This is a genomic window from Rhodococcus sp. MS13 (assembly GCF_013277835.1).
Lineage (GTDB): Bacteria > Actinomycetota > Actinomycetes > Mycobacteriales > Mycobacteriaceae > Rhodococcus_F > Rhodococcus_F erythropolis.
This window is the reverse complement of the sequence record NZ_VBTL01000011.1, coordinates 466,319-483,881: the sequence shown is the minus strand read 5'-3', so window position 1 is coordinate 483,881 and position 17,563 is coordinate 466,319. Positions and strand designations below refer to the sequence as shown.

The 17,563-nt window shown below is 62.0% G+C and carries 19 protein-coding genes; 4 read left to right on the top strand and 15 right to left on the bottom strand.

Going from position 1 to position 17,563, the window contains the following annotated elements; genetic code table 11:
* Positions 1 to 45 precede the first annotated feature (45 nt).
* Complete coding sequence (gene hemL / locus FEZ59_RS24005) at positions 46 to 1,371, bottom strand: glutamate-1-semialdehyde 2,1-aminomutase (protein ID WP_069146229.1); 1,326 nt, start codon at positions 1,369 to 1,371, stop codon at positions 46 to 48.
* Between the two features lie 110 nt (positions 1,372 to 1,481).
* Between hemL and FEZ59_RS24000 the strand changes: the two genes are divergently transcribed.
* Positions 1,482 to 1,829, top strand: coding sequence for a hypothetical protein (locus tag FEZ59_RS24000; protein WP_029254849.1), 348 nt, complete (start codon positions 1,482 to 1,484; stop codon positions 1,827 to 1,829).
* 59 nt (positions 1,830 to 1,888) lie between these two features.
* A complete protein-coding gene (locus FEZ59_RS23995) occupies positions 1,889 to 3,820 on the top strand; it encodes an acyl-CoA dehydrogenase (RefSeq protein WP_024487810.1) in 1,932 nt (643 codons plus the stop codon).
* Between the two features lie 40 nt (positions 3,821 to 3,860).
* Here the strand turns inward: FEZ59_RS23995 and FEZ59_RS23990 are convergent, their stop codons facing one another.
* A complete protein-coding gene (locus FEZ59_RS23990; RefSeq protein WP_019744356.1) occupies positions 3,861 to 4,877 on the bottom strand; it encodes an ABC transporter permease in 1,017 nt (338 codons plus the stop codon).
* 131 nt (positions 4,878 to 5,008) lie between these two features.
* On the opposite strand from FEZ59_RS23990, the gene FEZ59_RS23985 reads away from it, so the two are divergent.
* A complete protein-coding gene (locus FEZ59_RS23985; RefSeq protein WP_019744357.1) occupies positions 5,009 to 5,569 on the top strand; it encodes a TetR family transcriptional regulator in 561 nt (186 codons plus the stop codon).
* Here FEZ59_RS23985 and FEZ59_RS23980 read toward each other — a convergent pair.
* From FEZ59_RS23980 to FEZ59_RS23940, 9 genes are all read right to left on the bottom strand, one after another.
* Positions 5,560 to 6,435 carry a TIGR03619 family F420-dependent LLM class oxidoreductase gene (locus FEZ59_RS23980; protein WP_019744358.1) on the bottom strand — a complete coding sequence of 292 codons (876 nt, stop codon included), beginning with the start codon at positions 6,433 to 6,435 and terminating at the stop codon, positions 5,560 to 5,562. The two genes, FEZ59_RS23985 and FEZ59_RS23980, sit on opposite strands and share 10 nt — an antisense overlap.
* On the bottom strand, positions 6,432 to 8,090 hold the full coding sequence (locus FEZ59_RS23975) for an ABC transporter substrate-binding protein (RefSeq protein ID WP_172933303.1): 1,659 nt from the start codon (positions 8,088 to 8,090) through the stop codon (positions 6,432 to 6,434). The genes FEZ59_RS23980 and FEZ59_RS23975 overlap by 4 nt, the downstream gene beginning before the upstream one ends.
* 24 nt (positions 8,091 to 8,114) lie before the next feature.
* Complete coding sequence (locus FEZ59_RS23970) at positions 8,115 to 9,176, bottom strand: DUF1214 domain-containing protein (RefSeq protein WP_019744360.1); 1,062 nt, start codon at positions 9,174 to 9,176, stop codon at positions 8,115 to 8,117.
* An 88-nt stretch (positions 9,177 to 9,264) separates the two neighbouring features.
* Positions 9,265 to 10,410, bottom strand: coding sequence for a sulfotransferase (locus FEZ59_RS23965; RefSeq protein WP_172933302.1), 1,146 nt, complete (start codon positions 10,408 to 10,410; stop codon positions 9,265 to 9,267).
* Between the two features lie 22 nt (positions 10,411 to 10,432).
* A complete protein-coding gene (locus FEZ59_RS23960; protein WP_172933301.1) occupies positions 10,433 to 11,224 on the bottom strand; it encodes an SDR family oxidoreductase in 792 nt (263 codons plus the stop codon).
* Entirely contained in the window at positions 11,218 to 11,577 is a 360-nt protein-coding gene (locus FEZ59_RS23955) for a nuclear transport factor 2 family protein (RefSeq protein WP_021333930.1), read from the bottom strand. Before FEZ59_RS23955 ends, FEZ59_RS23960 begins: the two co-directional genes overlap by 7 nt.
* A 24-nt stretch (positions 11,578 to 11,601) precedes the next feature.
* Positions 11,602 to 13,503 carry a sulfate adenylyltransferase subunit CysN gene (gene cysN, locus FEZ59_RS23950; RefSeq protein WP_060939074.1) on the bottom strand — a complete coding sequence of 634 codons (1,902 nt, stop codon included), beginning with the start codon at positions 13,501 to 13,503 and terminating at the stop codon, positions 11,602 to 11,604.
* Positions 13,503 to 14,408 (bottom strand): sulfate adenylyltransferase subunit CysD, encoded by a 906-nt coding sequence (cysD, locus tag FEZ59_RS23945; RefSeq protein WP_070384598.1) that lies wholly within the window; start codon positions 14,406 to 14,408, stop codon positions 13,503 to 13,505. Before cysD ends, cysN begins: the two co-directional genes overlap by 1 nt.
* Complete coding sequence (locus FEZ59_RS23940; RefSeq protein WP_070384597.1) at positions 14,405 to 15,151, bottom strand: 3'(2'),5'-bisphosphate nucleotidase CysQ; 747 nt, start codon at positions 15,149 to 15,151, stop codon at positions 14,405 to 14,407. The genes cysD and FEZ59_RS23940 overlap by 4 nt, the downstream gene beginning before the upstream one ends.
* A gap of 252 nt (positions 15,152 to 15,403) precedes the next feature.
* On the opposite strand from FEZ59_RS23940, the gene FEZ59_RS23935 reads away from it, so the two are divergent.
* Entirely contained in the window at positions 15,404 to 16,015 is a 612-nt protein-coding gene (locus tag FEZ59_RS23935; protein WP_003942004.1) for a TetR/AcrR family transcriptional regulator, read from the top strand.
* Positions 16,016 to 16,027: 12 nt separating this feature from the next.
* Here the strand turns inward: FEZ59_RS23935 and FEZ59_RS23930 are convergent, their stop codons facing one another.
* Genes FEZ59_RS23930 through FEZ59_RS23915 form a run of 4 tightly spaced genes read right to left on the bottom strand, consistent with a single transcriptional unit; the run spans position 16,028 to position 17,551 of the window.
* Positions 16,028 to 16,309 carry a metal-sensitive transcriptional regulator gene (locus tag FEZ59_RS23930; protein ID WP_003942012.1) on the bottom strand — a complete coding sequence of 94 codons (282 nt, stop codon included), beginning with the start codon at positions 16,307 to 16,309 and terminating at the stop codon, positions 16,028 to 16,030.
* Positions 16,310 to 16,340: 31 nt separating this feature from the next.
* Positions 16,341 to 16,613: a hypothetical protein gene (locus FEZ59_RS23925; RefSeq protein WP_019744368.1), complete on the bottom strand. Its 273-nt coding sequence runs from the start codon at positions 16,611 to 16,613 to the stop codon at positions 16,341 to 16,343.
* Complete coding sequence (locus FEZ59_RS23920) at positions 16,606 to 17,121, bottom strand: hypothetical protein (protein WP_172933300.1); 516 nt, start codon at positions 17,119 to 17,121, stop codon at positions 16,606 to 16,608. The genes FEZ59_RS23925 and FEZ59_RS23920 overlap by 8 nt, the downstream gene beginning before the upstream one ends.
* Positions 17,114 to 17,551 carry a hypothetical protein gene (locus tag FEZ59_RS23915; protein WP_019744370.1) on the bottom strand — a complete coding sequence of 146 codons (438 nt, stop codon included), beginning with the start codon at positions 17,549 to 17,551 and terminating at the stop codon, positions 17,114 to 17,116. Before FEZ59_RS23915 ends, FEZ59_RS23920 begins: the two co-directional genes overlap by 8 nt.
* Positions 17,552 to 17,563 lie beyond the last annotated feature (12 nt).

The window sequence follows — 17,563 nt, the reverse complement described above, 5'->3', positions numbered from 1 at the left end:
AGATGGATGTCGGAAGCGTGCGGTTGTTGCTCGAGCTTGAACGTGTCAGGGCTTGACGGCAGCAGCTGCGGCCTTGGCGGCGTGCGGCATGGCGTCGGCGATGATCGAGAATGCTCGATCGTCGAGTGCAGCGGAGACGAACCACGCTTCGAACGCGCTCGGCGGCGGGTACACGCCGCGGGAGAGCAACGCGTGGAAGAAGGCGGGGAATCGCCAGGTCTGCGCGGCTTTGGCTTCGTCGTAGTTGGTCACCGTGTTCTCGGTGAAGAACACGCTCACCAAGGTTCCGGCGTACTGCACACGGTGTTCGACGCCTTCGGCGGTGAGGGCTTGGGTCATGAGGTCGCCGAGGGCGGTCGCGTTCCGGCCGAGCTTGACGTACACCTCGGCGTCGGCGGCGCGCAGACTCGCGAGTCCGGCGGCGACGGCCACGGGGTTACCCGAGAGGGTGCCGGCCTGGTACACGGGACCGTCCGGCGCGAGGTGACCCATGATGTCGGCGCGGCCGCCGAAGGCTGCGGCAGGCAGGCCGCCGCTCATGACCTTGCCGAAGGTGTAGAGGTCGCCGGCGACGTTGTCGATGCCGTACCAACCCGAGGCGCTGACGCGGAATCCCGTCATCACCTCGTCCATGATCAGGAGTGCGCCGTGCTCACGGGTGAGACGACGCAGACCCTCGTTGAAACCGGGAAGCGGTGCGACGGCGCCCATGTTTCCGGCGGCAGCTTCGGTGATGACGCACGCGATGGCGCCGGGGTTAGCGGCGAACGCCGCGGCGACTGCATCGAGATCGTTGTAGCGGACGACGATGGTGTCTTCGGCTTGAGCGCCGGTCACGCCGGGTGAGGTCGGCAGCCCGAACGTCGCGAGGCCCGATCCGGCGTCGGCGAGAAGGGCGTCGACGTGGCCGTGGTAGCAACCGGAGAACTTGATGATCTTGGTGCGTCCGGTGAATCCGCGGGCGAGGCGGACTGCGCTCATCGTGGCTTCGGTTCCGGAGTTGACCAGGCGAACCTTTTCCACGGGCGCGACGCGGGCGACGATTTCCTCGGCGAGGGCAACTTCGCCTTCGGTCGGCGCACCGAAGGAGAGACCGCCGAGCGCTGCTTCACGAACGGCTTCGACGACTGCCGGGTGAGCGTGCCCGAGAATCATCGGACCCCAGGACGACACCAGGTCGACGTAATTGTTCCCGTCGACGTCGGTGAGGGTGTAGCCGGATGCTTCGCGAATGAATCGCGGTGTTCCACCGACCGAACCGAACGCGCGGACGGGCGAGTTGACGCCACCCGGAATCACGTTGCCGGCACGTTCGAAGAGCCGAGCGGAGTTCGTTGCATGCACGTCGGGATCACCGGAAGACACAGTCACGGCTTCCAGTGTCCCAGTTCTGTCGAATCTGACAACGACAGGGTGTAGGACTTCGGTGCTCGAGGCGAGTTTTCCGGTCGAACCGGGCCCCGCGTGAGACGATTCCGAGCATGAAGCGACTGTTGACGACGCTGATGGTCTCGGCTGCGATTCTTCTCACATCGTGTGGTTCGGACGCTTCGAACGACGACAAGGCGACAGTTTCGTCGCCGCCGAGCGCCACAGACTCGGCTCGAACCACCGCGACAACGAGCACCGACCCGGCGTTTCTCGGCGGGTGTTCGGCAGTGTCCGTCTACGTTCAGCAGCGTGTTCAGAGCGGCGACACGTCGACACAGACGGCGGGCGCCGACTTCCTGAAGATCGTCGAGAACGACCCTTCGTACCAGGCTATGTCCGAGAGCGAGAAGGAACTCTTCCGCCAAGGAATCGAAGCGGGTGCCGCGGGCTCCTGCTGAATGTGAGGTTGGGATCGAACCGGGTTGCCCGCGGTGCGCTACGCGCTATCGTCGGTTCCATGGCCACCACAGCGGACCACCTCAGGACAACACTCGACGGACGCTGGCGGGAGGTGCGTGAGCGCGTTCGCGGCGAATTGAACGACGAACGTTTTGCTCCGCACTACACACCCAACACCGCCATTGCGCGCTCCAAGGCTCTCGAACAGATGCGGGTCCTCGCCGATCTCGGCTACGCCGCAAACGGTTTCGCGGTCTCTCACGGCGGAACGGGCGACGCGGGTGGCGCCGTCACCAGCATCGAGATGCTCGCGATGTCCGACCTCTCCCTGATGGTCAAGGCCGGCGTGCAGTGGGGACTGTTCGGCGGCGCCATCGAAAACCTCGGCACCGAGCGTCACCACCAGGCGTACGTCAAGCCGCTGATCGACCTGGACCTGCTCGGTTGCTTTGCGATGACCGAGACCGGTCACGGCAGCGACGTCCAGGAACTCGAAACCACGGCAACCTACGACGTCGAGACGGGCGAGTTCGTCGTCAACTCCCCCACTCCGTCTTCTCGCAAGGACTACATCGGCGGCGCTGCCCAGCACGCCACTGTCGCGGCAGTGTTCGCACAGCTGATCACCGGAGGCGAAAGCCAGGGCGTCCACTGCTTTGTCGTGCCGATTCGTGACGACGCCGGCAACGACCTCCCCGGAGTGACGACGTCCGACTGCGGGCTCAAGGGTGGACTGCCCGGAGTCGACAACGGCCGCATCGTCTTCGACCAGGTCCGCATCCCGCGGGAGAACCTGCTCAACCGTTACGCCGACGTCGCCGAGGACGGCACGTACAGCTCGGCGATCGAGAACCCGAACCGTCGGTTCTTCACGATGGTCGGCACATTGGTTCGTGGACGTGTCACCGTCGGTGGTTCGGCGGCTGCGGCCGCCCGCGTGGGATTGGCCATTGCCGGTCGATATGCCCTGCAGCGCAGGCAGTTCAGCGCTCCGAAGAGTGACGACGAGGTCCTGATCATGGACTACCTCGTCCATCAGAAGCGTCTGCTGCCGTTGATCGCCCGCTCGTACGCTCTGCAGTTCGCACAGAACGAACTGGTCGCCGCGATGCACGACATTCAGAGCAGCGACGACCCGGACCCGCAGGAGCAGCGCGAACTCGAGGGTCGCGCCGCCGGACTCAAGGCCGCCAACACGTGGCATGCCACTCGGGCAATCCAGGAAGCACGCGAAGCCTGTGGTGGCGCAGGCTATCTCGCCGAGAACCGCCTCACCGCACTCAAGGCTGACACCGACGTCTTCACCACGTTCGAGGGTGACAACCACGTTCTGACGCAGTTGGTCGCAAAAGAACTCCTCACCTCGTACGCCGACGAAGTCCGCGGCATGAGCCCGGTCGACTGGATGCGTTTCGCGGCTACGACGGTCTCCGACGTGGTCAAGAAGCGCACGGCGGCGCAGCAGATCCTGCAGACGATCGTCGACACTCGCCAGGACAACGAAGAGGACGGCAGCCTCTTCAACCGCGGCACCCAGATGAAGATGTTCGAAGACCGCGAAGAGTACCTACTCGCCACTGCGGCAAGGCGATTGCAGGCAGCGCAGAAACGCGAGGAGAACCCGTTCGACGCGTTCAACTTCGTGCAGGACCACGTACTCAAAGCCGCTCAGGCGCACATCGAGCGCGTCATCCTGGAAGCATTCGTCGCCGGCATCGACTCGTGTGAGGACGAGACCGCGAAGGAACTCTTCGGCGAGGTGTGCGACCTCTACGCACTGTCCGTCATCGAGGAGGACAAGGCCTGGTTCATGGAACATAGGCATCTGTCGGTGGAGCGTTCGAAGGCCGTGACGCGCGGGATCAACGAGCGGTGCCGCACCCTGCGTCCCCACGTCGAGACACTGATCGACGGGTTCGGCATTCCGGACATCCTGCTGGGGTCCGCGATGCTCGACGGACCGGGCACGGACGCCGTACGGCTGAAGTAAAGGGTTCGGGTGGGGTCGGCAATCGCCGGCCCCACCACATTTATTGCGCTGCCGTCTTTTTCGACTGCCGAGAGGCAAGCAGTCCGGTCAGGCCGAGTGCCGCGACCAGCCAGATCCCCAGAACGAGCAGGTGCGGTCCGGCGCCGTTCCCATCGAAGTAGATGACGGAGCGGATGGGCTCCATGGCCGCTGATCCGAGCCAGAACGAATGGATGTGCTGCCAGAATCCGGGCAGGAACGACACCGGGATCGCACCACCCGAACTCGGGAAGTTGATGAAAACGAGCACCGTCAGCACCGCGAAGATCGCGGCTTGGCCGAGCAGTCGATTGAGCAGGATGCTCACCGCACCGACGGTGAACGTGTAGAGCATCGAGATCCCCAGCAATTGCAGGATCTGACCGACCGACGCCCCGAAGGCGTGCATGAAGATGCTGGTGATGCCGAAGGCTATGAGCGGGGTGAGTATCGCCGCACCGGCCAGGATCGAATACTGTTCTCGCAGCCGCATTCTCGGCGCAACCTGACTGAGCACCGTGATGGTCAGGTAGCCACCGAGGGTGCAGACGATCAGGAAGTAGAAGAGCCCGACGGTAGAGGAGTCGCGCGCCGTGACGGGCGCCGAGTCGATCACCGTGACCTGCTGCCCCGTCTGCTCCGCGACGGAATGCGCCAAGCTGCTCACCACGGAAACCGTCGAGGCACCCGCACCGGTGGCGATATGGGCGGTCACGGTGTCACCGATCTCGACGGCGCCGATAGCGTCACGGTTGTCGATGCGCGAGATCGCGTCAGCCGAGTTCTCTGTGGCGACGAAGTCGAATTTGTCGCCAGACGTGGCTTCGATTCCCTCGATCAACGACGCCGTCACAGATGCTGGACCAACCACCACGATCGGTGCCTGGTTCGGCAACGGCGAGTGGAACGCGCTGACGTAACACAGGCAGAACATGATGACGAAGAACAGCGGAAACGCGAGTCCACTGCCCACCATCTTCCAGTTGGTCGGCGGATCGACAACCTCTTCACTGGGAACGCGGACATCGGTATCTGTCATATTTCACACTCTCTTCACTAACCGCATCTAGCTGTCAACACCGTTGACAGACTCAACAGTCAACACTGTTGACACGTTAGAGTCAACGCCGTTGACAACGAGGTCGGCGAGCGAGCACAGAGGTCGATGTCGTGACATCCACGAGGCACACACCAGAGCAGGAACAGCCCTCGACGTCCGAGGCGATTCGCGCCGCAGCGTTCCAACTATTCGGTGAGCACGGGTTCGGCGGCACGTCAGTTCGCGCCATCGCCAAAGTTGCCGGAATCGATCCGGCCCTGGTCATCCGGCATTTCGGGTCGAAGGAAGCGCTGTTCCTGGAAACCACTCCGGTTGCGGACTACTTCGAAGGTCAGTTCGACGGCCCACTCGACACCCTCGGTGAGCGGATCGCAGCCTTCGTCCTGGGCAAGGCCGACGCCCGGATGCTGTCGGTGTACACAGCGCTCATGCGAGCGTCGGACAGTCCACGCATCCGGGAGCGACTGCGCGAGATGACAGGCACGTTTGCCACCAATCTCGCCGCTCGCCTCGACGGTGAAGACGCGTACACCCGCGCACTCCTGGTCTCCGCCCAGGTGTCCGGCCTGTTGAGCGTCCTCAGCGACGAGAGCATCCCCCAGTCCGCAGATCGCGACGAGTTGGCAAAACTCTACGGCCGGGCGATGCAGACGCTGATCGATCAGTACTGAGTGATGACCTCCTCGGCAAACCGTCGAATGGAGTCGAGTCGCCCCTGACGATCACCGGCGTCAACTCCGTAGCGATACCAGGGCAACACTCTGATTTCCGTGACTCCGAGAGTCTCGAGTTCGCGATATCCGTCCAGATCACGAACATCCGTCGGCGAGACGTTGACGCCGAAAGGAACATCGGCACGACCGTACTCGACCCGCAATTCCGTGAGGCGATCGATGGCGGAGGCCAATTCGGCATTGGTCGCGTTCACCGACATCCAACCGTCAGCCAGCCTGGCTGCACGACGCAACCCCGGTTCGCTGTGCCCACCGATGTAGATCGGAACCGGAATCTCCGGAGCCGGACTGATCATCAGAGCGTCGAAATCGTAGTGCTTGCCGTGGTATTCGACCCATTCCGGCCCACGTCCCGCACACACCGCCTTGATGATCTCGATGGCTTCGTCGGTACGCGCACCGCGGGTGCGCATCTCGGTACCGGTGAAGGTGAATTCCTCGGGAATCCAGGACAAACCGACGCCGAGGGCGACGCGGTTCCTCGACATCACGGCCATGGTCGCGACCTGCTTGGCTGTCAACAGCGGATCGCGCAGTGGAAGTTTGAACACGTTGGTGTAGAACTGAATTCGCGATGTGACGGCCGCCATCGCCGCCATGGCAATGAACGGATCAGGCATCGGCGTCTCGGGCGCCCACATCCGCTTCCCGTCAGCAGTGTACGGGTACGGCGCCGACACCTGCTCGGGATAGAACACGGAATCCGGCATCGCGATTCCGTCGAACCCCACCTCTTCGGCGACCTGCGCCAACTCGCACAGTTCCAGGGCGTCGATCATCGCACCCGCCAAGGACCACTTCATCGTTCCACCGTTTCGCCGTTGGGCGAGATCCAAGCGCCGCCCAAGAACATGATGTCGGTGATGTTGCGTACGACGCCGTGAACATTGCCGTCCCATGCGGTCAACACCGACGCCGGCCCCCAGATCACGTAAGGCACAGTCGCGTTGGCGTACTCCTGCACCTTGCTGATCGCCTCACGGACAGCATCGTCCGTCGATGCCGTCTGCACAGCTGTGATCATCGCGTCCATCTCCGGGTCCGCGAAGCCGGACGGGTTGTTCTTCGAATCACTGGCCATACTGTTGTACAAGTTGAGGTACGGCGCTTCTTCTCCGACCGGAGCGCCACCTCTGGTCATGTCGAAATCGTGGTCCTTGTATACCCGTCGAACCAGATCGGTCACATCGGTCGCGTAGTCGATGGTGACGTCGAAACCGATCGCGTTCAGCGACGCCTGAACCGTCAGTGCCGTCGCCTGTTGGCTGGGCTCCGGGGTGGTGAGGTAGCGGAGTTTCCCGTCGTACCCGTCGGACTTTGCTTGATCCAGCAGCGCCTTTGCCTTCACCTGATCGAACGGAATACCTGCTGTGTTGTTGAACCAACGTGACGTCTGCGGGACCAGATCGGAACTGGCGGTGCCCAATCCGTTGTTCGCACGAGTATTGACCGCCGCCGGATCCACCCCGTAGGCGATCGCCTGACGGACGCGTACATCGGCCCCGGGCTTGCCCTCGCGATTGTTGATCGTGCCGATCCCGTTCTGTCCGGTCGGACTGAGGTAACCCGAGTATCCGTCGTCGAGAGCTTGTTCGATCACGGCCTCGTCGCGGAGGATGTACGTCATGTCGATCTGGCCGCTCTTCAACGATTCGTACTGAGACTGCGCACCCGACGTGGGAACAAACCGCACTGTGTCCAGTGGAGGTTTACCGCCCTGATAATCCGTGCGTGCGGCGAGTACCAGTTCTTCGTGCGGGGCGAACTTGGCCAAGGTGAACGGACCCGCCCCGATCGGTGTGAACGCTCCCTCCCCGGTTCCTGAAACCGACCCTGCCCCTCCCCCTGAACTTCGCGCAACGATCATTCCGGGCCCGAGCGACAACAGCGCCGGGAATTGACGCCAGGGCCGCTCGAGCACGAATTCGACTGTGGTGGCGTCGAGCGTCTCGATCCGATCCACGATGTTGAGCCAGGTCTGCGATACATCACCCTTGCCTGCCACGAATCGATCGATACTCCACTTCACCGCTTCCGCGTCGAGCGGACTTCCGTCACTGAAGGTGAGGCCATCAGCCAAAGTGACGGTGTACGAAGTGAAGTCGCTGTTGTTCGACAGTGTCTTCGCGAGTTGTGGCACGAAGCTCCCGTTTGTGGAGTCGCTGTGTACCAGCGTGTCGTAAATCGCGGCCATTTCGGTTCCGCCGGTCGAACCGGCGGCTTGCGTTCTCATGGGGTCCAACGAGGAAGGGAACGAATAGGACCCGAAGGTGAGAACACCGCCGTCGATCCGCTCCCCCACATCTGGGGCGCCCACAAAACCAGCTGCGCCACTACTGCTCGGTGAAACCGATCCCGAGGTGCCCCCACTACTGGAGGCACACCCGGCCAACATCAATGCACCGGCGAGCCCGAGCGCGACAAAGCGAGGGCCGAACCTAATCTTCCTGGTGTACATACGTTCCCAATCTCCGTCGGCGTGTCAGATCTTGACTACCTTGGACGTCGGGATCGGGTGCGAGTCCGCCTTGATCCAGCGCAGCGCCCATGTGCCCTCGGCATGCGAATCGGTGTCGATCCAGTTGCCGTAACCCGGATCCTTCGCCGCTACGACGATTGTCATGGTGCCGTCGTCGTTGAGCTTCGCGGTGTGATTGTTGATGTAGATGTTCGTGCGGTTGTAGTCGAGAGACTCGACCCAGAAGTTCTGCAGCACGAAGTTGAAGTACTCGCAGTTCGGAACCTCGGTCTCGATGACCCACGCCTCGTCCTCGGCGAGCTTCCAGTAACCGTGGAAGTAGAAAATCGTCGGATCGCCGCCGGCGTCCTGGAAGTAGTCCTGTCCCCAGTCGAAGATCTCGTTGGTGTGCGGCTGGAATTTGCGCGACCACTCCAGGAAGGTCTCCGCCATCCCCTTCACGATCCCGACGGACTTGGTGAGACGCTCGCCGATCTCTTCCGGACTCAGCGGGACGAACTCGCCGTCCGGGTTCAGGCATTCGATGGTCAGATCACCGATGACCTCGTTGCGCCGATCCTGGTGAGTTTGCCGAACGGAGATGAGGTTGCTGTCGGGCGCCAAAGGCAGCCAAGCGCCCTCAGCGGGCTTGTCGACGCTCGCGATGAACTCGAAACGGCCGTTCTCGTCGACCTCGAGGTCGTGGATATGCAGATCTCCGGTCTGCAGCATGGTGCCGTCGATGTGGTACCGATTGACGCGCGAGCCGAAGGTGATCAGCGGGACGGTGCCTCGGGTGCCGATGATCCGGTAGTTGTACTTACCGGAAATGTTGGCGCGCATGTAGACGTTGTCCGGGTTGTCGGCACCGATCTTCGTCATCATGTTCGGGTTCGGAGCCGACGAGAACTGCGGCCACCGCGGATCGGTGTACTCGACACAGTTGATCGTGCCGTACCGAAGCAACCGACTCAGGTAGCGGACGCCCTCGGCTTGAGTCAGCGGATCCTGAGGGACGATCTCGTCTTCCAGGACCTTTCCGACCTCGAGCAGATCTGCGCAGAACTTTTCCCAAACAGCATTCATGTGAATCTCCTTGTTTCAGTTGGGGCTTCGCCCTGTGCGCCTTTTTGGTAGTCGGCACTACCAAAAAGGCGCACAGGGCCGGAGGGCTTCAGGGTGTGGTGGCGAACTTCGCTTCGACGTCGGCAGCGCTCACGCCAAACTCCTCGAGCGAATAGCGATGCGACGGACGGCGGTGCTCGGCAAGGCTCGCCTGATGCGACGCCTCCACCGCTGCGCGAGCCTCGTCAGTGAATGGCAGGTCGAACTGCGCGTAGATCTTCTCGACGGTGCCGACCGCATCGGCGATGAAGTCCTTGTAGTCGACGTCGATGAACTGATCGGGGTTGTAACGGCTACGTGCATTGTTGAAGTTCGCATTCCCTCGCGCCCACAACTCCAGTTGCGTGCGCCCGATGGCCGGACGATCGAAGGCCCTCGACATGTCGTGTCCGCCCTGCTCGACGAGGCTGAAGGTGGACGCCATCGATGTCAACGGGTCACGGAACGTGCGAACGAACAACGCGTCGGGATAGACCGCCATGATCTCGTCGACCGCGAAGACATGGCTCGGGCTTTTGAGCACCCACCGTCTGTCCTGGTCGTGCAGCCCGATCAACTGCAGGTTCTTCTTGTGCCGCGCATATGTTTCGGTCCAATCCTGCTCCGCCAGCCACTGCGTGTAACTCGGCACGTACGCAACAGTTTCGAACGCGGTGGAGAGCAGCGTCTGCTGCAGCAGACGCCAACATTCCTCGACCTCCTCCGCCCCCATGAAATGCACCTTCATCAGGTCCGCTTCGTTGCGCTGGCGAGCACGGTAGAAGGCGTCGGAGCGAACGTAATCTTCGTTCTCCGACCACTTGTCGCGCTCGGGGCGCGGCTGCGGCGTCTCGGCGAGCCACATCTCGGCGCCCTGATGCGCCGGGTCGGCACCGAGCAAACGGTGCAGAGCGGTGCTGCCGGTGCGGGTCAACCCGACTACGAAGATCGGGCGTTCGATCGGAACATCGACGTGCTCTGGATATTTCGCGAATCCGGCCTCACTGGTCAGGCGACCCGCGAGCGCTCCGACGATCATCTTGCGAGCGATCACCGCGCCGTGAGGAGTGAGGTCGGCCTCGTTCTGGAACGACTCGAGGAGAACTCGAAGTCCTTCGAGATAACTGTCGCTGCCGAAGTTTTTGTACCCGGCCGCCTCGCGCGCAGCCTGGTGCAGGTCATCGATGGAACCGATGCCGTCGTAATCCTGTGTCATGGCTAGTCCTTGTATGAGTTGATCAGTGGTGCGTGTGACCGCAGTTGACGTCGAGACATTGCCCGGCGATGGCCCTGGCTGAATCGGACAAGAGGAAGACGACAGCGTTCGCGATGTCATCTGGCTCCGGCAATCGGCGCAGATCGGCGCCCGCTGCGATCTCGTCGTAGATCACCTTGGGGTCGACTCCTGCCGCCGCCGCCTTCTTCTCGAACATGTTCTTGACCGAGTCCGCCCAGATATAGCCGGGAGCAACCGAATTGACTCGAACGCCCTTGGGACCGAGATCGATCGACAAACTGCGTGCCATTGCCAGGAGCCCGGATTTCATGATGCGGTAGGCCCCGAACCCGGGAAGCTGGTTGCGCAACACCATGGACGTGACCATCACGACGGACCCGTGCGACTCGATCAATGCCGGAGCAAATTCTCTGGTGACGTTCAACGCCGCGAGCAAGTTGATGTCGATGCCCGACTGGATGGACGCCACGTCGGCGTCCAGGAGCGAGACCTGCGCCGGTTGGACAAAGGCGTTGTTCACGAGGCAGTCCACGCCGCCGAACTCTGCGAGCGCAGTCTCAGCCAACGAGGAGATCGAATCGACGTCGGTGAGATCGGTCGGAATGGCCAGTGCAATTCCGCCGCGGTCTCGGATCTCGGTTGCCACAGATTCCAAACGCTCGGGTGTGCGGGCGGCCAGAACAACTTTTGCTCCGGCCGCCGCACTCTGCACCGCAATCGAACGACCCAGCGCCGGGCCCACTCCGGAGACCACGACAACCTTGCCTGCCAGCAGGCCCTGATGGGTCAGCACAGTGCCTGCGGATCGAGAACAACACTCAGAGAAACGATCTTGCCGTTCTCGTCGAACTCGAACAGGTCGGAGGCAGCGAAGTCGGCCATCCCGACGCGCTGTACCCGAAGCTGCATTGCTGCGTATTTTCCCGTCACCGAAATCGGGCCGAGCAGGCTGACTGTGAAATCGACCTGCGCGTTCGCGGTATCGAATTCGCGAATCTCGTCGATTCCGCGGTAGGTCTGGACCCCCAGCGGTTCGTGTTGAACTGCGTCGGGCGCAAACAGCGCAACCAGGCCGTCGACGTCGTGACTTCCGAGACACTTGACGTAATCTTCTACGGCAGAAACTATTTCAGCCCTGTCAGGCATGGACGCTCCTCGTGTTCAGGCGGATCAAGAAATGGTTCCGCGGGCGCGGAGATGGTCGACGATCGCGATCGCAGCGTCCTCGGTCGTCGTGACACTGGTGTCGATGTGAATGTCAGGGTTCTGCGGCGGTTCGTACGGCGAATCGATTCCGGTGAAGTTCACCAACTCGCCACGTCGAGCCTTCTTGTACAGACCCTTGGGATCTCGCTCCTCTGCGACGGCAAGAGCGGTGTCGACGAAGATTTCGACGAACTGTTCGTCGCCGATCAATTCACGGGCGGCATGACGCTCGGCCTCGAACGGTGAAATGAAGGACGCGAGCACGATAAGACCGGCGTCCGCCATCAGTCGGGTGACCTCGGTGACGCGACGGATGTTCTCGACGCGGTCGGCTTCGGTGAATCCGAGGTCTCGATTCAGCCCGTGACGGACGTTGTCTCCGTCGAGGAGGTAGGTGTGTGCGCCCAGTGCGTGCAGTTGACGCTCGACATCGTTCGCGATGGTCGACTTTCCCGAACCGGAGAGACCGGTGAACCACAGAACTGCGGGTTGGTGTCCCTTGAGCCTGGTGTGCGCGGCCTCGTCGACGTCGACGGATTGCCAGTGAATGTTGTCCGATCGACGCAGCGAGTGCGTGATCATGCCCGCACCGACAGTGCCGTTGGTAAGGCGGTCGATGAGGATGAAGCTACCGGTGTCACGGTTGCCGACGTACGGGTCGAACGGGACCGGTCGATCGAAACTGAGGTTGCAGACACCGATTTCGTTGAGCGCGAGAGTAGTCGTTGCGGTCTTCTCGAGAGTGTTGACGTTGATCTTGTGTTTCGGTTTGGTGATGCGCGCAGTGACTGTCACGGTACCGATCTGGCACAGGAACGGCCGTTCGGGCAGCATGGGAGCCTCACCCATCCAGACGATGCAGGCCTCGAACTGATCGGCTACGGCCGGCGGATTGTCGCCGATGGACAGCACATCACCGCGACTGATGTCGATCTCGTCGGCGAGCGTGATGGTGACCGAGCGGCCCGCACCGGCAACGTCGAGGTCGCCACCCATGGTCACGATGCGCTCGACTGTGGACGTCTTTCCACTGGGGAGCACGCGGATGGGATCTCCGGGAGATACGGTGCCGGAAACGATCTGGCCGGAGAATCCGCGGAAGTCGAGGTCCGGCCGGTTGACCCACTGCACCGGCATCCGGAACGGAGCCGCGGCGGCAGCATCGTCGATGTCCACGCTTTCGAGATGCTCGATCAGGCTTGGTCCGGAGTACCACGGGGTATTCGCACTGCGCTCGGTGAGATTGTCACCCATGTATGCCGAGAGCGGGATGGCGACGAACCCGTCCAGACCGATCTCGTGAGCGAACTCTGCGTAATCCGCGGTAATGGCATCGAAGACCTCTTGCGAGTAGTCGACGAGGTCGAGCTTGTTCACGGCAAGCACCACGTGCTTGATCCCCAGCAACGACACCAGATACGAGTGCCGGCGGGTCTGAGTCAGTATCCCCTTGCGGGAATCGACAAGGATCACAGCAAGATCGGCGGTCGACGCGCCCGTCACCATGTTTCGGGTGTACTGCTCGTGCCCTGGAGTATCGGCGACGACGAACTTGCGTCGCTCGGTCGTGAAGTAGCGGTAGGCGACGTCGATCGTGATGCCCTGCTCACGTTCGGCGGCGAGACCGTCGACCAGGAGCGCGAAATCGAGCCCCTCCCCCTGGGTTCCGCTCTTGCGCGAATCGGCTTCGAGCGCCGTCAGCTGGTCGTCGAAGACGAGTTTCGATTCGTAGAGCAGACGGCCGATCAAGGTGCTCTTGCCGTCGTCGACGCTGCCGCACGTGATGAATCGCAGCATGCTCTTGTTTGCATGACGTTCGAGGTACGCCTCGATGTCGTCAGCGATCAGATCCGAGGAAACAGTCATCAGAAGTACCCCTCTTGCTTCTTCTTTTCCATCGACGCACTGGAGTCGTGGTCGATGACCCGTCCCTGGCGTTCGGAAGTGGTGGTGAGCAACATTTCCGAGATGATCTCGGTCAGGCTCGTTGCGGTCGATTCGACGGCTCCGGTCAGCGGGTAGCAGCCGAGGGTGCGGAAACGAACGCTCTTGAGTTCCGGAGTCTCTCCCGGCAGCAACGGCATCCGGTCGTCGTCGACCATGATCAGCGCACCGTCCCGCTCGACGACGGGCCGCTTGTCGGCAAAATACAGCGGAACGATCGGAATCTCTTCCTGGCGTATGTATTCCCACACATCCAGCTCGGTCCAGTTCGAGAGGGGGAAGACGCGCAGGCTCTCGCCCGGCGCTTTGCGGACGTTGTACATCCGCCACAGTTCCGGTCGCTGCTGCTTGGGATCCCAACGGTGCGCAGCTGATCGGATCGAGAAGATGCGTTCCTTGGCGCGGGATTTTTCTTCGTCACGGCGGGCGCCGCCGAATGCAGCGTCGAACTTGTAGTGATCGAGGGCTTGTTTGAGGCCTTCGGTCTTCCACATATCGGTATGGACAGCGCTGCCGTGAGTGAACGGGTTGATCCCCTGCTTCACGCAGTCCGGGTTGGTGTGGACGATCAGATCGAGATCGCCTGCAGCAGCGGTACTGTCACGAAGTTTGTACATTTCACGGAACTTCCACGTGGTGTCGACGTGCAGAAGCGGAAACGGCAGCTTCGACGGATAGAAGGCCTTGCGCGCCAGATGCAGCATCACGGCGGAGTCCTTGCCCACCGAGTACAACATCACCGGGTTCTCGCTCTGGGCAACAGCTTCACGCATGATGTGAATGCTCTCGGCTTCGAGTCGGTCGAGGTGCGTCAGTGTCGCGGTCATCGGCCCAGTTCCTCCAGTGCTTTCGGGGCGAGTTCGGGTCGGCAGATCAGCAGATCCGGCAACCACGGGTTTTCCTGGTTGTAGCGAAGTTCACTGCCGTCGATACGCGAAACATGCAGTCCCGCAGCGCGTGCGACGGCAACGGGCGCCGCCGAATCCCACTCGTACTGTCCTCCCGCATGTGCATAGATGTCTGCTTCTCCGGATACAACCGCCATCGCTTTGGCGCCGGCAGAGCCCATCTCGATCAACTCCGCGCCCATCGAGTCGGCCATGCGCATGACCGGTTCCGGACGCCGCGTCCGCGACACGACGACTCGAACCGGCGTCGCGGCATCCCACCCGGTTCGATGATCGCTGCTGGAATAGGTGACGCCAAGGGCAGGCATCGCGACCGCACCTGTTGTGAGGACACCGTTTTCGGTCAGTGCAACATGCACCGCCCAGTCCGATCGGCCGGCCTCGCCGTACTCGCGGGTGCCGTCGAGAGGGTCGACGATCCACACCCGATCCGCCTTCAACCTCGCGAGGTCGTCGGAGCCTTCCTCCGACAGCACTGCATCCGCAGGAAAGCGTCGGGCAAGTTCGGCGACGATGAATTCGTGACTGAGCCGATCGGCCGCGTTCTTGAAAGTCGCGACATCACCGTCGTTTTCGCCGAGGGATTTCCGATGGTCGAGCAGAAGTTCTCCAGCCGCAGCGGCGATATCGATCGCCGCGCGTTCATCGTTAGTGCGTGTCATAGGTACTCCACAACTGTGTAGACCTCCCGATCGATACGGGAAGAAAGGTCAGGCCGACCGCAGTGTCCAGCGCTTTGCACTGGCCTCGATGTGGTCTGCGCCATACCGTAACACCAGAATGAACGATGTTCATTCTATTTCGAACAATGTTCATTCTATGATCTGAGTCACATTGGATTCTGGGCCGCGTTCAACAACGAACAGTGTTCGATGTGAATTGAGGATGCCGACCACCGCGACTACGGTGATCAAATGAGCAGTACCAGCAGCAAGTCGATCTACGGCGACGCCGAAGTGCGTCGGCGCCGAACTCTCGACGCGGCGATCTCGCTTCTGGACGAAGGAGGCTACTCCGCGCTCACGATCCGCGCTGTCGCCAAACGAGCCGGCACCAGCACTGGCCTGATCTACCAGTACTTCGTCGACAAGCAGGACATCTTCGCCGCCCTCCTCAGCGAAAGTCAGCTGGAAATGGCGGACTTCGTGAACTCGCTCCCCCGCGAGCAGGGACTGAGCGCCTTACTCGAGTCCATGATTTCCGAGTTTGCTCGGCACTGGGCACGGGTGGGACGACTCACCACCACTTGGCGCGACATCGAAGGCATGGCCGGGTCCGACCGAGAAAGCATGCGGGAACTTCACGCATCCGTAGCGGTCTACAACTCGGCATTGATTCGAGCGCTCACCGAATCTGCTGCAGCCGAAGGGAGCCGGTTGATCGACGACCCTGCGTTGATCCATCTCGTGCTCTCCGGACTCAAAGGCCTGTCGGACACCATCGTCATCAACATCGCCAAAGAAGTCACACCCGAGTATTTCGTGAGCTTCTCCGCCCGGGCGCTCGCGCGGTCCATCACGGAGTGACGGACCGGCACCTTACGAACGAACGAGGCGAGCGATGGCCGCCTGTGCTTCCTTGATCTTGACGTCCGCTTCTGGACCACCCTGCTTGGCAGCTTCGACGACGCAGCCCGCAAGGTGCGCGTCGAGAAGCTTCAGGGATACGGACTGCAACGCGCTCGTCGCGGCGGACACCTGGGTGAGCACGTCGATGCAGTACCGGTCGTCTGCGACCATGCGCGAGATTCCGGCTACCTGACCTTCGATACGACGAAGGCGTTTGAGCAGATCGTCCTGCTCGGGGCTGTAACTACTCATACCGCAACTATACCCCCTACCCGTATGAGGGCTACCGCGATGCGACGAAGCCCACCCGGACGCGGCGCACGACATCGATGGCCATCAGCCCCGCAACCAGAATCGACAACCCGGCGCCCGAGATCCAGAGACCGTCGTAGTGCGTGCTCTCGAACGGTGGAGCGCCCTCCAATATCGGTCCGAAGTCGGACGTCGTCGTACCCGCTCGCCAGCACACGACCGCCAGAATCGTTGCGGCGACGATACCGAGTACACCGATCCACGTCTTCACGTCGACGAGCGGAGTTGGCTGCGCCTCAATCATCGGCAGACCCGTCCGGTTCCACACCGACCGTGACAACCTGGCTCAACGCCTCGCGAAGTGCCCGATCGTCTTTCGCCCACGCCCGCACCAATCCCCCGGTGGTCAGACGCAAGCCGATACCGTGCCGACGCCGGGGCACTCCGGACAGCTCACCCAGCGCGCGTGCCGTTTCCCACGGCTCCATTTCGTCTTCATAGGCGGCGTCGTCGGACTCCGGGAACACCTCGGAGATCTCGGTGATCGGCACCTCTTCGGTTCCCTGACGCAACGTGGTCGCGGTCAGAAGCACGCTCGCATGCCGGCGCGCGGCAATCACCTGCACGTACACCAACCCGGTGAGGATCACGGCGAACATCGCCAGACCGAACCAATGCACCACCGGGCCGGTGAACAGCTCGATGACCAAGGCGATCAGGCAGAAGATCGGCCCGAACGCGATGGCCCACCACCGAGATCCCGGTTCGTAGTACAGAACGTCCGGGCCGATTTCAGGAGCACGGTCAGCCACGGGCAAACCAACTTCGGGTGGTGTCGCGGTAGATCGCGACGCAGGCACAGATCAGCATGACGGGAACAACCAGCGCGAGCACGGTACTGATCCCGGCAACGACCAGCGCGATCTGCAGCACCGCGAACACTCCGGACACGATCACCAGGATCCGTCGGCAGAGAGGTTTTCCGGCGCGAGTGGGACCGGCGAGGCCGCCGATCGCGAGGCCGGTCAACAGCAGAACCAGCCCGGACACCCGCACGAAGGTGACGTAGATGTCGATGTTTCCGGCCGATACGCCTTGATCGGTGAATTGCTCACGCAGCGAATACGAGGCGCTGGTGACATTGATCAGGCCGAAGAGTATGAGTAGGAACGCGCTGGCGATCCACAGCCAGAATGCTGCCTCGACGGCCGTCGGGCGCCTGACCTTCGTAGAGATACTCACGGGTTCAAGTGT

Coding starts and splice junctions, on each gene's coding strand:
- FEZ59_RS23965 (WP_172933302.1), bottom strand. CDS start 10,410: ATGACACAGGATTACGACGGCATCGGTTCCATCGATGACCTGCACCAG.
- FEZ59_RS23930 (WP_003942012.1), bottom strand. CDS start 16,309: ATGAGTAGTTACAGCCCCGAGCAGGACGATCTGCTCAAACGCCTTCGT.
- FEZ59_RS23980 (WP_019744358.1), bottom strand. CDS start 6,435: ATGAAGTGGTCCTTGGCGGGTGCGATGATCGACGCCCTGGAACTGTGC.
- FEZ59_RS23990 (WP_019744356.1), bottom strand. CDS start 4,877: ATGACAGATACCGATGTCCGCGTTCCCAGTGAAGAGGTTGTCGATCCG.
- FEZ59_RS23995 (WP_024487810.1), top strand. CDS start 1,889: ATGGCCACCACAGCGGACCACCTCAGGACAACACTCGACGGACGCTGG.
- FEZ59_RS23975 (WP_172933303.1), bottom strand. CDS start 8,090: ATGTACACCAGGAAGATTAGGTTCGGCCCTCGCTTTGTCGCGCTCGGG.
- cysD (WP_070384598.1), bottom strand. CDS start 14,408: ATGACCGCGACACTGACGCACCTCGACCGACTCGAAGCCGAGAGCATT.
- FEZ59_RS23935 (WP_003942004.1), top strand. CDS start 15,404: ATGAGCAGTACCAGCAGCAAGTCGATCTACGGCGACGCCGAAGTGCGT.
- FEZ59_RS23925 (WP_019744368.1), bottom strand. CDS start 16,613: ATGATTGAGGCGCAGCCAACTCCGCTCGTCGACGTGAAGACGTGGATC.
- FEZ59_RS23940 (WP_070384597.1), bottom strand. CDS start 15,151: ATGACACGCACTAACGATGAACGCGCGGCGATCGATATCGCCGCTGCG.
- FEZ59_RS23970 (WP_019744360.1), bottom strand. CDS start 9,176: ATGAATGCTGTTTGGGAAAAGTTCTGCGCAGATCTGCTCGAGGTCGGA.
- FEZ59_RS24000 (WP_029254849.1), top strand. CDS start 1,482: ATGAAGCGACTGTTGACGACGCTGATGGTCTCGGCTGCGATTCTTCTC.
- FEZ59_RS23955 (WP_021333930.1), bottom strand. CDS start 11,577: ATGCCTGACAGGGCTGAAATAGTTTCTGCCGTAGAAGATTACGTCAAG.
- cysN (WP_060939074.1), bottom strand. CDS start 13,503: ATGACTGTTTCCTCGGATCTGATCGCTGACGACATCGAGGCGTACCTC.